Genomic DNA, 13229 nt, shown 5'->3' with positions numbered 1-13229 from the left:
ACGGATCTCTGCAACCGCGGCCCGACGACGAGACGTCTTCGAGAACATCACCGTACGAAAGGCAGGTCACGGCATGAGCATCATCGGCTGGATCATCCTCGGACTGCTCGCCGGGGCCATAGCCAAGATCCTGCTGCCGGGCCGCGACCCGGGCGGCCTGATCGGCACCACGCTCATAGGTGTCGCGGGAGCGTTCATCGGCGGCTGGATATCGGCCCGCTTCCTGGACCGGTCGATCAGCAACGAGTTCTACGACGGGCCGACCTGGGCCGCCGCGATCGGCGGATCGCTCGTGCTGCTGATCGTCTACCGGCTGCTGTTCGGCCACTCGCGCTCGCGCTGACCGCCGGCGGGCCGTTCCACGCAACCGAGGCCGCGTTCGCGCTTGACCTGCCGCGGGGCGTGCCACGCAACCGAGACCGTGTGTTCGCGCCGACCCGCCCCCGGCCGTGCCATGGAACCGAGGCCTCAGCCGGGCAGGCCCGTCTCCCGCAGGGTGATGTTCAGCCGCCCGCTGCTGATGCCCGTCGCGGGGTCGGCCGTGCCCGGGTACACCTTCGGCACCCCGTGGTACGCGAAACGAGCCGGCCCTCCGAAGACGAACAGGTCGCCGGAGACCAGCTCCACATCGCGGTAAGGGCGGCCCCGCGTCTCGGTGTTGCCGAAGCGGAACACGCAGCTGTCGCCGATGCTCAGCGACACCACCGGCGCACCGGACCGCTCCTCCTTGTCCTGGTGCATCCCCATCCGCGCCGAGCCGTCGTAGAAGTTGATGAGCGCGGTGTCAGGGGTGTACTCCACGCCCTGCGTCACGTCGCCGCCCTCTGCGCCACCCTGGCCGTACGCACCGCTCTCGCCGTACGCCGCCTGCACAGCGGTACGGCCCAGCTCGACCAGCCAGTCCGGGAACGGGGCGACCCGGGCGCCGTTCACATCGTCCGCCGTGCGGGTGTAGCGGTACGGCTGCCAATGCCAGCCGAGACACACCGTCTGCACCGACATGACGCCCCCGCCCGGCAGCGCGGTGTGCCGGAGCGGGACGGGGCCGCGCGCCCAGGACCGGCACGCCTCCACCAATTCCCGCTGGCCTTCCAGCGGCAGCCACCCCGGCACATGCACCGCGCCGGGGGCGACCACCGCCGGGTCCCTGGGGAACAGGACCGCGCCGCTCACGACGCCGGCGCGCCCTCGAGACCGAGGAGCCGCTCCTTGTGCTTCACTCCGGCGGCATAGCCGCGCAGCGCTCCGTCCGAGCCGATCACCCGGTGGCACGGCCGGACGACCAGCAGCGGATTGCGCCCGATCGCGGTACCCACCGCCCGCACGCCGACCCGCGACGTACCGACACGGGAGGCGATCTCCGCGTACGTCGCCGTTGCCCCGTACGGAATCTCCTCCAGCGCTGCCCACACCCGCCGCTGGAACTCCGTGCCGCCGTCCACGTACTCGATGTCGAAGTGGGTGAGGCTGCCGCCGAAGTACGCGGTCAGCTGCCGTCCGATCTCCTCGAAGGCGACGGGATCGTGCCGCCAGCCGTCCAGGACGACGGCGCCGCCCTTCTGACCCGGCAGGGAGAGGGAGGCGAGCGCGGTGCCGCCGTTCGCCGTGGCCGATTCCTCGCCGACCAGCAGCAGTTCGCCCAGCGGGCTGTGGATGGTCGTGTAGACCGTCGTGGCGGTCATGGCCCTGTCCTTTCCTCGCGGCATGTTCTGCGTCCTACGCCTACGAGTCTGCGCCGCCCGGACGGCCGAAGCTGGCGGGATTCGGACGTCACGCCCAGGTGCCCACCGGCTCCCGACGCCCGCCGTGGCCGCGCCCGCGGGTCCCGAACCGCCCGCCGTTCGCACGGCCCCGCCGGCCGGTCCCGAACCGCCCGCTGCCGGCGTCCCGGCCCCGCACGCACGCCCGCCCGGACGAGGCGGGGGAGGAGCGGACCGGCCGCTCCGCCCCCGGTCCGTCCGGCGAGCACCCGCGGTCAGCGGTAGTTCACGAACTGAAGGGCGAAGTCGAAGTCCTGCCCCTTCAGCAGCGCCTGCACGGCCTGCAGGTCGTCCCGGCTCTTGGAGCTGACCCGCAGCTCCTCACCCTGGACCTGAGCCTTGACGCCCTTGGGACCCTCGTCACGGATGATCTTCGCGACCTTCTTGGCGTTCTCCTGCGAGATGCCCTCCTCGATGGAGGCGAAGATCTTGTACTCCTTGCCGGACAGCTGCGGCTCGCCCGCGTCCAGCGCCTTCAGCGAGATCCCGCGCTTGACCAGCTTGGACTGGAAGACGTCGAGGATGGCCGTGACCCGCTCCTCGGAGTTCGCCTGCATGAGGATCTTCTCGCCGGACCAGGCGATCGAGGCCCCGACGTTCTTGAAGTCGTAGCGCTGAGAGATCTCCTTCGCGGCCTGGTTGAGGGCGTTGTCGACCTCCTGCCGCTCGACCTTCGAGACGATGTCGAAACTGGAGTCGGCCATGTCCTGTGGCTCCTTGTATCGGGTGCGTGGAGGAGCGGCCGGAATCCCCGAACCGCACGGGCAAGCCTAGCCACCCGCACCCGCCCCGAGCGCTGATCAATCCGGTGGCGGAGCACCCCCGGGCATCAGGTATCGTTTACGTCGTTGCCACGGAGCACCGCCGAACAAGCGGCCCTCCTGAGGCGACATCCCATGGCGGTGTGCCCGAGTGGCCAATGGGAGCGGACTGTAAATCCGTCGGCTTAGCCTACCCAGGTTCGAATCCTGGCGCCGCCACGCGAAGTGATGGCCCCTGAACTGCGGAAACGCAGTTCAGGGGCCATCGTCGTTCACCCCCGGCGCGACCGTCCCGGGAAACGCACCGGCCCCGGACCTGCTCACGGCCCAAGTCCTGCTCACCGCCCATATCCGGGACGGGCCGTCGACGGGCCTCTCGGGCCCGAACTGCACCGGCGCCGTGCCCTCTTCGCCCGGCGGGGCCGAAGGCCACGGACCCCCGCCCGGCTCTCCTTCCTCCTAGGATCGGGCCATGAGTCGGACCGACCGTGGCAGCCGTGTGATCGCGGCCCCGAAGACGACCGTCTACGGCGCCCTCCTCGACCGGGAGTCCCTCGAAGCCTGGCTGCCGCCCGACGGTATGCGCGGGCGGATCGAGCAGTGGGATCCGCGGCCCGGCGGCGGGTTCCGGATGGTTCTCACCTACCTCGATCCCGCCGACAGCCCCGGCAAGACCTCGGACGCGACGGATGTCGTCGACGTGGGGTTCGCCGAGCTGGTGCCGTCGGAGCGGGTGGTGCAGACGGCGGTGTTCGAGGCCGACGACCCGGCGTACGCGGGCACCATGACGATGACCTGGGATCTTGACGCCGCCGGCGACGGGACCGAGGTGACCGTCACCGCCACGGACGTGCCGCCCGGCATCGATCAAGCGGATCACGAGGCCGGCATCGCCTCCTCGCTGGCCAACCTCGCGTCGTACGTCGAAGCCCGCGGCTGAAGGCCCCCGAGGACGGGTGGCAGCGCGCGCGGTGCGCGGCCACCGCCGTCCGCAGAGGCCGGGCACAGCCCTACCGAACGGCCCGCCGCTCCCATTCCGCGCGGGTCAGTTCGTACTCGACATCGCCGTGCTCCGAGCCCTCGATCACATCCGGCCAGTCGTCGGTGAAGCTGCGGACGTACGACAGACCGGCCTTCTCCATCACCCGGCGGGACCGCGCGTTGACGGTCATGGTGTTCGCGGTCACCCGCTCCACCCCGAGGTCCGTGAATCCCTTCCGGATCAGGGCGCGCGATCCCTCCGCGGCGTAGCCGTTGCCCCAGGCCGACGTGTTCAGGCGGTAGCCGAGTTCGACGACGGCGGGGCTGTCGTCCGACAGCGGGCGGAAGGCGAACCAGCCCAGGAAGGTCCCCGTGGCCTTCTCCTGCGCCGCCCAGTAGCCGCGGGTGCCGAAGCACGGGTAGTCGTGGAGCAGCCGGGGCAGCGTCTGTTCCCGGATCGCCTCGCGGCTCGTCGGGCGGCCGCCGTTGATGAAGCGCATCACGGCGGGATCGTTGTCCAGGTCCAGCAGGGGTTCCTCGTCCGCCTCGGTGAACGCACGCAGGACGAGCCGTTCGGTCTCCAGGAAGATGCGCATGGCCGCATCCTCACGAGCAGCCGGCCCGCCCGCCACCGCATTTCGTACCGGTGGCGGCGCGGGCCGGACAAGCCACCTCAGTCGGCCAGCCGGAAGGCCAGCTCCATCTCCCACTTGTTCATGTCCGGCTCGACGCGCGGGTCCGTCAGATACGACTCCAGCCGGCAGCCCCACAGCTCGGAGCCGCCGACCTCCCGCATGTCCCAGACGAGGCCTTCCTGCGCGGCCCACTCCCGCAGCGCCGTGATGACGTCGAACAGCTGGTCCGGATGGCCGACATGGGTGACGGTCGCGTAGCGGCCTCCCGGCAGCATCCCGACCCTGATGTCCCCCTCGGGCTCCGGCAGGGAGTCGACGGGCAGACCGGCCTCGACCTCCGACTCCCCTTCCATGTCGATGCTGTTGAAGCGGAAGAAGGGGGCACCGGCGAACTCGACGCCCTGGCCGGTCAGCCAGGCGATCAGCTCGCCCAGCCGGTCGGCGATCGCGGCGAAGGAGTCCATCCGCACGGAACCGCGGATGAACACGTACGGCTGCTCCTCGAGCTCGACAACCGCGGGCTGAATCTCAGGCATGTCTTTCCTCATGACATCAACGACTGTCCACTGGACGCGGATTCATCGGCTTCCGCGAACGGGACGCGGGCCGAAGGGCTGCTGAACCAGATCTGACCGGCAGGGCTGCCGGACGCTCAGCCGCCCGCGACCGCCTTCACTGCCTCGATCACCGGAACCGCGCCGCTGATCAGCTCCAGCGTCTGCCCGGCCGTGCCCGGGGTCTCCAGCAACTCCGCGAGGACCGCCGCCACATCGTCGCGCGGAATCGGTCCGCGGCCCGTCGACGGTGCCAGCTGGACCAGGCCCGTTCCGGCGTCGTTCGTCAGCGAACCCGGCCGCAGGATCGTCCAGTCCAGGCCGGTGCGGGAGCTGACGTACGCGTCCGCCTCGCCCTTCGCCCGCAGGTAGTGGTCGAAGACGTCGTCACCCGCGTGCTGAGGGTCCGCGCCCATCGACGACACCACGACGAACCGCCGTGCGCCCGCGCGTTCCGCCGCGTCCGCGAGCAGCACGGCCGCGTCCCGGTCCACCGTGTACTTGCGGTCCACACTGCTGCCCGGGCCGGCGCCCGCCGCGAAGACCGCGCCGTCCGCGCCCTGCAGCACCTCGGCCACCTCGTCGACCGAGGCCGACTCCAGGTCCAGCAGGACCGGTTCGGCTCCCGCGTCCCGCAGGTCGTCGGCGTATTCGGGTTTGCGGATGAGGCCCACCGGCTCATGCCCGCGCGCCGAGAGCAGCCGCTCCAGGCGCAGTGCGATCTGACCGTGTCCTCCTGCGATGACAATGCGCATGAGTACGACGGTACGTCCGATGCGCCCCTCGCGCGCACGGACAGGCAGGGGCCGGGCGCGGTCGGCTCACACGGACGGCCGCCGTGCGCACGCGGTCGGCCCGTACGCAACAGGCACCGGCAGGGCGCGGCGAACGCGCCCGCACCCCGCACGCGGCCACCCCGCAACCAACCGCACCCCGCACGCGGCCACCTCGCAACCAACCGCACCCCGCACGCGGCCACCCCGCAACCAAGAGGGGCGCACGCCCTCCCCGTTCACGGGCAGGTGTCCGACCGGCCCTGCCGGGGCAGTTCGAGCGCGACCGCCGCCGCCGAGTCGCAGTACTCCCGCACCGCGCTCGTCCGCGCGACCACCCGCCCCCGGTGGATGACGATCCGGCTGTAGGCGAGTGACAGCACGCCGGAGAGCCGTTCGCCGCGTACCGCGAGCAGTTCGGCGGGGAAGCCGGCCTCCACCCGTACCTCCGGCAGGCCCATCGCCCTGCGTGCGTCGGCCGACACCGTCCCGTACGCCTCCTGCGGGCGCATTCCGCTCTGAGAGGCCAGCAGATACGCGGGTTCCAGCGGATCGCCGCGGCCCACCGGGTTCGACACGTCCCGCAGTGTCCCGCCGCCGGCGGCCACCCGGACGCCGGCGGCGCGGAGCAGCCGGACCGGGGCGTTGCCGCGCTGTTCCACGGCGGCGCAGCCGCCCTGCGGCAGACAGACGACGGTCACGCCCGCGGCCGCGAGCTGGTCGGCGGCCCGGGACGCGATGTCGCGCGGCAGTCGGGCGAGGCCCGCGCACGGCCCGATCACCACGCCGGGCCGCAGCCCGCCCGCCATCGCCGCTAGCCGGGCCAGCCGGGCGGGGTCGTCGGCGTGGGTGTGCAGATCGACCGGGCAGCCGTGTTCGGCCGCGACCTCCAGGACGGCTTCCGCGTACCCGCTCGGGTCGGGGTCGGCGTCCGGGCAGCCGCCCACCACACCCGCGCCCATCTTCACCGCGTCCCGCAGCATCGCCAGCCCGTCCGCGCCCGCCGTGCCGGTGAGCAGCCGGGGGACGGCGACGGCCGTCAGATCGGCGAGCCCGCGCAGCGAACGCCGCGCCTGGAGCACCGCCTCCAGAGGGCCGAGCCCCTGCACGTCTCCGATGCGTACATGCGACCGCAGCGCCGTCGCCCCGTGCCCGAGCTGGAGCAACGCGGCTTCGGTGGCGCGCCGCTGGACTTCCTCGGTCTCGTACGAGACGGGGCCGGGGGAGTCCGCGGTGAGGGCGGTGTCGCCGTGGCCGTGCGCCTCGGCCGGTGCGGGCAGCAGGAGATAGCCGCTGAGATCGACGCGGGAGGAGTGCGGAGTGAGGCTGCCCGCCGTGCCGACCGCCTCGATGAGCCCGCCGCTGAGCCGTACGTCGACGATGCGGCCGTCGGTCAGCCGGGCGCCGCACAGCAGCAGCGCGGTGGTGTCAGCGGTGGCGCCGTCGGAGGGCTGCGGATGACTGTCGGGCATCGCGCTCCTGTGTGGGGCGGTGGGGCTCGGGCCGCGGGAGGAGAGGCATGATCACGCAGCGTGTGCTCGAGCCTAGGGGCGCACCGACCGCGCTTCGAGGAGGAGCGCAATAGTCGTACTGGAGTGGCCTCGTGTGGCGTACGGGACGGGCGGGGCGAGGTCCGCGTCTCACACCCGCTCAGGGCGGTCCGCGCGGCGGGTCGGAGGCCGGACAGGGGGCCACGAAACGGATTTGGGCGAACGGCGAGAGACCGTGTAATGTCTTCATCGCTCGCCCCAATAGCTCAGTCGGTAGAGCGTCTCCATGGTAAGGAGAAGGTCTACGGTTCGATTCCGTATTGGGGCTCTGATGTCGGTGATCCTCGCCTCCGGGCGAGGGGATCCGGTATCGCAGCGGTGTAGCTCAGTCGGTAGAGCAAGCGGCTCATAATCGCTGTGTCACCGGTTCAAGTCCGGTCACCGCTACACACAGTAGCCGATTGCGGGGTCGGTCCTTCGATCGGCTACTCTTTTATGCGTTCATCCGTCCAATAGTCCGTCCAAGGAGCACTCACGTGGCTGCCACCGACGTCCGCCCGAAGATCACGCTGGCCTGCGTGGAGTGCAAGGAGCGGAACTACATCACCAAGAAGAACCGGCGTAACAACCCGGACCGTCTTGAGATGAAGAAGCACTGCCCGCGCTGCAACTCGCACACGGCGCACCGCGAAACGCGCTGAATCAGGCTCGTATACGAGGCCGTCCCCACTCGGGGGCGGCCTCGTGTCGTTTGTATGGTCAATCTGTCAGGAGGGAGCCAGTCCATGGCGCTCGACCAGTCCTTCGTGGGGCGGTCCTATCCGCCCACCTCGCCCTATGAGGTCGGCCGGGAAAAGATCCGCGAGTTCGCCGAGGCGGTGGGTGACGCCAATGCCGCGTACACCGACCCGGAGGCCGCGAAGGCGCTCGGGCACGCCGATGTGATCGCTCCGCCGACGTTCGCCTTCGCGATCACCTTCCGGGCCGCGGAGGACGTCGTGGCGGATCCGCAGCTGGGCCTGGACTACTCGCGTGTGGTGCACCGCGACCAGCGGTTCGCGTACACCCGGCCGGTGCGCGCGGGCGACCGGCTGACCGTCGTGTCGACGATCGAGAGCATCAAGTCCCTTGCGGGCAACGACGTCGTGGAGGTCCGCGGCGAGGTGCACGACGAGACCGGCGAGCACGTGGTGACCGCGTGGACGAAGCTGGTGGCGCGCGCCGCCGAGGAGGCGTGATGACGGCGAAGATCTCTTACGCGGACGTCGAGGTCGGCACCGAACTGCCGGCCCAGAGCTTCCCGGTGACCCGGGCGACGCTGGTGCAGTACGCGGGCGCCTCGGGGGACTTCAACCCGATCCACTGGAACGAGAAGTTCGCGACCGAGGTCGGACTGCCCGATGTGATCGCGCACGGCATGTTCACCATGGCCGAGGCGGTCCGCGTGGTGACGGACTGGGTCGGCGACCCCGGCGCCGTCGTCGAGTACGGAGTCCGCTTCACCAGGCCGGTCATCGTGCCGAACGACGAGAAGGGCGCGCTGATCGAGGTCAGCGGCAAGGTCTCGGCGCTGCTGGACGACAAGCGGGTGCGGGTGGACCTGGTCGCCATGAGCGAGGGCGAGAAGGTGCTGAGCATGTCCCGCGCCGTCGTTCAGCTGGTCTGATCTCCGGTACTCAGAAGAGGACATACGAGGGGCGCCCGCGGCCGCGGGCGCCCTCGCCATGTCACGCTCCGCGTTTTCGTACGTGATGTCCCTCACGCCTTGCCAAGATAGTGATTGGTCACTAACTTTGTTCGCATGGTCAGGATGAGCGCAGAAGAGCGACGCGAGAGCGTCATCCGTGCGGCGATCTCGGAGTTCGCGCTGGGTGGCTACCACGGCACCTCCACCGAGGCGATCGCCAAGCGGGTCGGCGTCTCGCAGCCGTATCTCTTCCGTCTCTTCAAGAACAAGAGGGAGCTGTTCCTCGCCGCGGCGCAGCGTTGCCTCGAAGAGACACCCAGGGCGCTGGCCGCTGCTCTGGAGGTGCGGTCGGACATCACGCCCAAGGAGGCGATGGCCGAGGCGTACATGGGGCTGATCGACGACCGGGAGCAGCTGCTGATGCAGATGCAGACCTATGTCGCGGTGGCCTCGGCCGAAGCGGCGGGCGATCACGAATTCGGGGACGCGATCCGGGCCGCCTGGGCCGAGATCTGGGACCAGGCGCGGGTCGCGCTGGGGGGAGCGCGCGACACGGCCGACTTCGCGGGCTGCGGAATGCTGATCAACGTGCTGGTGGCGTTGGGCTTTCCCCGGGATCACCGGGTGTGGTCCGGGCTCAACATGGCCGAGCTGGACGCCGTTCGCCGGTGACGGATGCCTCGCCCTGTGCCGGGGTGACGTCTGTCCCTAAAAGTTAGTAATCAATAACTAATCTACTGGGGGAGTTATGGACCAGCAGTCCGTCCGGGGCGGTTCCGCCGTCTGGGCGCTTGTCATCACCAGCGTCGCCGGCTTCATGGCGGCACTCGACAATCTCGTCGTCACCACCGCTCTGCCCTCCATCCGCGAGGACCTCGGCGGGGCGCTGGAGGACCTCGAGTGGACGGTGAGCGCGTACACCCTCACCTTCGCCGTCCTGCTGATGTTCGGCGCGGCGCTCGGCGACCGGTTCGGCCGCCGCCGGTTGTTCATGGCCGGCCTCGCGATCTTCACCGGCGCCTCGGCCGCGGCAGCGCTCGCGCCCGGCATCGACTCCCTCATCGCCGCCCGGGCCGTGCAGGGCGTGGGCGCGGCCGTCATGATGCCGCTCACCCTCACGCTGCTCACGGCCGCCGTCCCGGCCGCGCGACGCGGAGCCGCGCTCGGCATATTCGGCGCGGTGACCGGTCTCGCCGTCGCCAGCGGGCCGCTCATCGGCGGCAGTCTAACCGAACACATCTCCTGGCAGTGGATCTTCTGGCTGAACGTGCCGATCGGGATCGCCCTGCTGCCGCTCGCCCGGCTGCGCCTCGCCGAGTCGTACGCGCCGAACGCCCGGCTCGACGTCCCCGGCACCCTTCTCGTCAGCGGCGGCCTCTTCGGCATCGTCTACGCGCTCGTCAACGGACAGGCGGACGGCTGGAGCAGCTTCCCGATCCTGACCGGACTCATCGTGGGCACGCTGCTGATCCTGGCGTTCATACGCCACGGCATCGTCGCCAAGAACCCCATGCTCCCCATGCGTCTCTTCCGCGACCGTGCCTTCTTCGGGATCAACATCGCCTCCCTGCTGATGTTCCTCGGCATGTTCGGCTCGATATTCCTGCTCAGCCAGTTCCTCCAGGGCGTACTCGGCTACTCGCCCACCGAGGCCGGACTGCGGATGCTCCCCTGGACCGGAATGCCGCTGATCGTCGCGCCCGTCGCCGGATACCTCTCCGACCGGATCGGCGGCCGGCCCGTCGTCGCCACGGGTCTGGCCCTCCAGGCGGTCGGCCTCGGTCTGTTCGCCATGGTCCTGGAGCCGGGGGTGTCGTACACGGCCCAGCTTCCCGGCCTGATCCTCAGCGGCATCGGCATGGCGATGTACTTCGCCCCCGCCGCGAGCGTGGTCATGTCCAGCGTCCGGCCGGCCGAACAGGGCATCGCCTCCGGCGCCAACAACGCCCTGCGCGAGGTCGGCGGGGCGCTCGGTGTCGCGGTGCTGGGTGCGGTCTTCGCCGCCCAGGGCGGGTACGAGACCCCCGACGCGTTCAGCGACGGCACCGTCCCGGCGCTGTGGATCGGTGCCGCGGCCGTCGCGCTCGCGGCGGTGATCGCGCTGATGATCCCGGGCCGCGGGCGCTCGGGCGGCCCCGTGGGGGAGACGGCGCAGGACGAACTCAAGGAGCGGGAGCCGGCCGTGGCCTGACCCGCGGCGCCGGGGCGCACGTACCCGGCCCGGCCGTGGTGTGACCCGCGGCCGCCCCGGGCACGTGCACCTGCCCCCGGTCGCACCCCCGGTCCGTGGCCCCGCCGAGCGGCGCGGCCACGGACCGTACCCTTGTCCCCGTGCAGGAACTCCACGACGCTCCCCTCGCCCCCCTGACCACCTTCCGGCTCGGCGGCCCCGCGACCCGGCTCGTCACGGCCACGACCGACGACGAGGTGATCGCCGCCGTCCGTGCGGCGGACACGGCGGGCACCCCGCTGCTGATCATCGGCGGCGGCAGCAACCTCGTCATCGGTGACAAGGGCTTCGACGGCACGGCGCTGCGGATCGCGACCGAAGGCTTCCGGCTGGAGGGCAACCACCTGGAGCTCGCCGCCGGTGAGGTCTGGACCGAGGCGGTCGCCCGCACCGTCGAGGCGGGACTCGCGGGCATCGAGTGCCTGGCCGGTATCCCCGGCTCGGCCGGCGCGACCCCGATCCAGAACGTCGGCGCGTACGGCCAGGAGGTCTCCTCCACCATCACCGAGGTGGTCGCCTACGACCGCAGCAGCGGTGAGACGGTCACCCTCTCCAACGCCGAGTGCGCCTTCTCCTACCGTCACAGCCGTTTCAAGGAGCACCCCGAGCGCTACGTCGTGCTGCGTGTCCGCTTCGAACTGGAGGAGGCGGGAGGCCTGAGCGCCCCTCTCAAGTACGCGGAGACCGCCCGCGTACTCGGTGCGGAGCCCGGTGACCGCAAGGAGCTCGCGGAGGTCCGCCGGGCCGTCCTGGACCTGCGCGCGGGCAAGGGCATGGTCCTGGACCCCGAGGACCACGACACCTGGTCGGCCGGGTCCTTCTTCACCAACCCGATCCTGGAGGCCGGCCAGTACGCGGCCTTCCTCGACCGCGTCCGCGAGCGCCTCGGCGACGGCACCGCCCCGCCCGCCTACCCGGCGGGTGACGGCCGCACGAAGACGTCAGCCGCCTGGCTGATCGACAAGGCCGGCTTCACCAAGGGCTACGGCACGGGTCCCGCGCGCATCTCCACGAAGCACACCCTCGCGCTCACCAATCGCGGCGAGGCCACCACCGAGGACCTGCTGGCGCTCGCCCGCGAGGTCGTGGCCGGGGTGCGCGAGGCCTTCGGGGTGACGCTGGTCAACGAGCCGGTGACGGTCGGCGTCAGCCTCTGAAGCCGGTGACGGCGGGCCCCGGCCTCTGACGCCGGTGACGGCGAGCCTCAACGTCCCAGCGCCGGAGGCCGCCCGCCTCCTCCGCCGCACGACCGACCGAGTACCGCGGCGGCGGGAGCCCGGCTTCAGGCCCCCGGGGCGGCCAGCCAGTCGTCGACCCCGGTCAGCAACTTCTGCTTGGTCTCGGCCGGGGCGGCGGAGCCGCGCACCGACTGGCGGGCCAGTTCCGCCAGCTCCTCGTCGGTGAAGCCGTGGTGCCTGCGGGCCAGCTCGTACTGGGCGGCCAGGCGGGAGCCGAAGAGCAGCGGGTCGTCCGCGCCCAGCGCCATCGGTACGCCCGCGTCGTACAGCGTCCGCAGCGGCACGTCCGAGGGCTTCTCGTACACCCCCAGCGCCACGTTGGAGGACGGGCACACCTCGCAGGTGATCCCGCGCTCCGCGAGCTTGCGCAGCAGCCGGGGGTCCTCCGCCGCCCGGACCCCGTGGCCCACGCGCGAGGCGTCCAGGTCGTCCAGGCAGTCGCGCACGGACGCCGGGCCCGACAGCTCGCCGCCGTGCGGCGCCGCCAGCAGTCCGCCCTCCCGCGCGATCGCGAAGGCGCGGTCGAAGTCCCGTGCCATGCCCCGGCGTTCGTCGTTGGAGAGCCCGAAACCCACCACGCCGCGGTCGGCGTACCGGACGGCCAGCCGGGCGAGCGTCCGCGCGTCCAGCGGGTGCTTCATACGGTTCGCGGCCACCAGCACGCGCATCCCGAGCCCGGTCTCCCGTGCCGCGCTGTCCACCGCGTCCAGGATGATCTCCAGCGCGGGGATCAGCCCGCCCAGCATCGGCGCGTACGAGGTGGGGTCGACCTGGATCTCCAGCCAGCCGGAGCCGTCCCGGACGTCCTCCTCGGCGGCCTCGCGCACCAGTCTCTGGATGTCCTCGGGGGAGCGCAGGCAGGACCGCGCCATGTCGTAGAGCCGCTGGAAGCGGAACCACCCGCGCTCGTCGGTGGCACGCAGCTTGGGCGGCTCGCCGCCGGTCAGTGCGTCCGGCAGGTGCACGCCGTACTTGTCGGCCAGTTCGAGCAGGGTGCCGGGCCGCATCGATCCGGTGAAGTGCAGGTGCAGATGCGCCTTGGGCAGCAGGCTCACATCTCGTACGGGAGGGGGGTTCGGGGAGTGTCCCTCGGAAAAGTCCAGCATTCCAGGATCTTGCC

Annotated in this window: 16 protein-coding genes and 3 tRNA genes; 11 read left to right on the top strand and 8 right to left on the bottom strand. The window is 71.1% G+C overall.

The features are described 5' to 3' along the window. Positions 1 to 73: 73 nt before the first annotated feature. Positions 74 to 343 (top strand): GlsB/YeaQ/YmgE family stress response membrane protein, encoded by a 270-nt coding sequence (locus RPQ07_RS15420; RefSeq protein ID WP_313944718.1) that lies wholly within the window; start codon positions 74 to 76, stop codon positions 341 to 343. Between the two features lie 125 nt (positions 344 to 468). Here RPQ07_RS15420 and RPQ07_RS15415 read toward each other — a convergent pair whose 3' ends face one another. The 3 genes from RPQ07_RS15415 to RPQ07_RS15405 form a co-directional block, all read right to left on the bottom strand. Continuing rightward, positions 469 to 1173 carry an alpha-ketoglutarate-dependent dioxygenase AlkB gene (locus RPQ07_RS15415; protein ID WP_313944717.1) on the bottom strand — a complete coding sequence of 235 codons (705 nt, stop codon included), beginning with the start codon at positions 1171 to 1173 and terminating at the stop codon, positions 469 to 471. Then, a complete protein-coding gene (locus RPQ07_RS15410; RefSeq protein WP_313944716.1) occupies positions 1170 to 1682 on the bottom strand; it encodes a methylated-DNA--[protein]-cysteine S-methyltransferase in 513 nt (170 codons plus the stop codon). Before RPQ07_RS15410 ends, RPQ07_RS15415 begins: the two co-directional genes overlap by 4 nt. A 293-nt stretch (positions 1683 to 1975) precedes the next feature. Next, positions 1976 to 2464 carry a YajQ family cyclic di-GMP-binding protein gene (locus RPQ07_RS15405; protein WP_313944715.1) on the bottom strand — a complete coding sequence of 163 codons (489 nt, stop codon included), beginning with the start codon at positions 2462 to 2464 and terminating at the stop codon, positions 1976 to 1978. Positions 2465 to 2658: 194 nt separating this feature from the next. On the opposite strand from RPQ07_RS15405, the gene RPQ07_RS15400 reads away from it, so the two are divergent. Together RPQ07_RS15400 and RPQ07_RS15395 are read left to right on the top strand one after the other, a co-directional pair. Then, positions 2659 to 2740 (top strand) — tRNA-Tyr (locus RPQ07_RS15400). A gap of 253 nt (positions 2741 to 2993) precedes the next feature. Beyond that, on the top strand, positions 2994 to 3461 hold the full coding sequence (locus RPQ07_RS15395) for an SRPBCC family protein (RefSeq protein WP_313944714.1): 468 nt from the start codon (positions 2994 to 2996) through the stop codon (positions 3459 to 3461). 70 nt (positions 3462 to 3531) lie between these two features. Here RPQ07_RS15395 and RPQ07_RS15390 read toward each other — a convergent pair whose 3' ends face one another. The 4 genes from RPQ07_RS15390 to RPQ07_RS15375 form a co-directional block, all read right to left on the bottom strand. Then, complete coding sequence (locus RPQ07_RS15390; protein WP_313944713.1) at positions 3532 to 4098, bottom strand: GNAT family N-acetyltransferase; 567 nt, start codon at positions 4096 to 4098, stop codon at positions 3532 to 3534. A 77-nt stretch (positions 4099 to 4175) separates the two neighbouring features. Beyond that, entirely contained in the window at positions 4176 to 4673 is a 498-nt protein-coding gene (locus tag RPQ07_RS15385) for a GyrI-like domain-containing protein (protein WP_313944712.1), read from the bottom strand. A 116-nt stretch (positions 4674 to 4789) separates the two neighbouring features. Further along, entirely contained in the window at positions 4790 to 5446 is a 657-nt protein-coding gene (locus tag RPQ07_RS15380; RefSeq protein WP_313944711.1) for an SDR family oxidoreductase, read from the bottom strand. A gap of 257 nt (positions 5447 to 5703) precedes the next feature. Further along, on the bottom strand, positions 5704 to 6936 hold the full coding sequence (locus tag RPQ07_RS15375; RefSeq protein ID WP_313944710.1) for an amidohydrolase family protein: 1233 nt from the start codon (positions 6934 to 6936) through the stop codon (positions 5704 to 5706). 273 nt (positions 6937 to 7209) lie between these two features. Between RPQ07_RS15375 and RPQ07_RS15370 the strand changes: the two genes are divergently transcribed. The 8 genes from RPQ07_RS15370 to RPQ07_RS15335 all read left to right on the top strand — a co-directional run bounded on the left by RPQ07_RS15370 (position 7210) and on the right by RPQ07_RS15335 (position 12028). Further along, positions 7210 to 7282: transfer RNA gene (locus RPQ07_RS15370), tRNA-Thr, on the top strand. 46 nt (positions 7283 to 7328) lie between these two features. Then, positions 7329 to 7401 (top strand) — tRNA-Met (locus RPQ07_RS15365). An 89-nt stretch (positions 7402 to 7490) separates the two neighbouring features. Further along, the gene (gene rpmG / locus RPQ07_RS15360) at positions 7491 to 7655 is read left to right on the top strand and encodes a 50S ribosomal protein L33 (protein WP_003956487.1); all 165 of its coding nucleotides are present in this window, start codon (positions 7491 to 7493) and stop codon (positions 7653 to 7655) included. Positions 7656 to 7739: 84 nt separating this feature from the next. Then, positions 7740 to 8192 carry a MaoC family dehydratase N-terminal domain-containing protein gene (locus RPQ07_RS15355; protein WP_313944709.1) on the top strand — a complete coding sequence of 151 codons (453 nt, stop codon included), beginning with the start codon at positions 7740 to 7742 and terminating at the stop codon, positions 8190 to 8192. Next, positions 8192 to 8620, top strand: coding sequence for a MaoC family dehydratase (locus RPQ07_RS15350; RefSeq protein WP_313944708.1), 429 nt, complete (start codon positions 8192 to 8194; stop codon positions 8618 to 8620). Before RPQ07_RS15355 ends, RPQ07_RS15350 begins: the two co-directional genes overlap by 1 nt. Positions 8621 to 8755: 135 nt before the next feature. Further along, positions 8756 to 9313, top strand: a complete 558-nt coding sequence (locus tag RPQ07_RS15345; RefSeq protein ID WP_313944707.1) for a helix-turn-helix domain-containing protein — start codon at positions 8756 to 8758, stop codon at positions 9311 to 9313. A gap of 76 nt (positions 9314 to 9389) precedes the next feature. Further along, entirely contained in the window at positions 9390 to 10832 is a 1443-nt protein-coding gene (locus RPQ07_RS15340) for an MFS transporter (RefSeq protein ID WP_313944706.1), read from the top strand. A 140-nt stretch (positions 10833 to 10972) separates the two neighbouring features. Continuing rightward, positions 10973 to 12028 carry a UDP-N-acetylmuramate dehydrogenase gene (locus RPQ07_RS15335; RefSeq protein ID WP_413777739.1) on the top strand — a complete coding sequence of 352 codons (1056 nt, stop codon included), beginning with the start codon at positions 10973 to 10975 and terminating at the stop codon, positions 12026 to 12028. A gap of 125 nt (positions 12029 to 12153) precedes the next feature. Here RPQ07_RS15335 and RPQ07_RS15330 read toward each other — a convergent pair whose 3' ends face one another. Further along, positions 12154 to 13215 (bottom strand): adenosine deaminase, encoded by a 1062-nt coding sequence (locus tag RPQ07_RS15330; protein ID WP_313944704.1) that lies wholly within the window; start codon positions 13213 to 13215, stop codon positions 12154 to 12156. Between the last annotated feature and the right edge of the window lie 14 nt (positions 13216 to 13229).

Source organism: Streptomyces sp. AM8-1-1 (assembly GCF_032229325.1).
Classification (GTDB): domain Bacteria; phylum Actinomycetota; class Actinomycetes; order Streptomycetales; family Streptomycetaceae; genus Streptomyces; species Streptomyces achmelvichensis.
The sequence above is the reverse complement of the archived record's forward strand: the minus strand, read 5'-3'. Positions and strand labels throughout refer to the sequence as shown.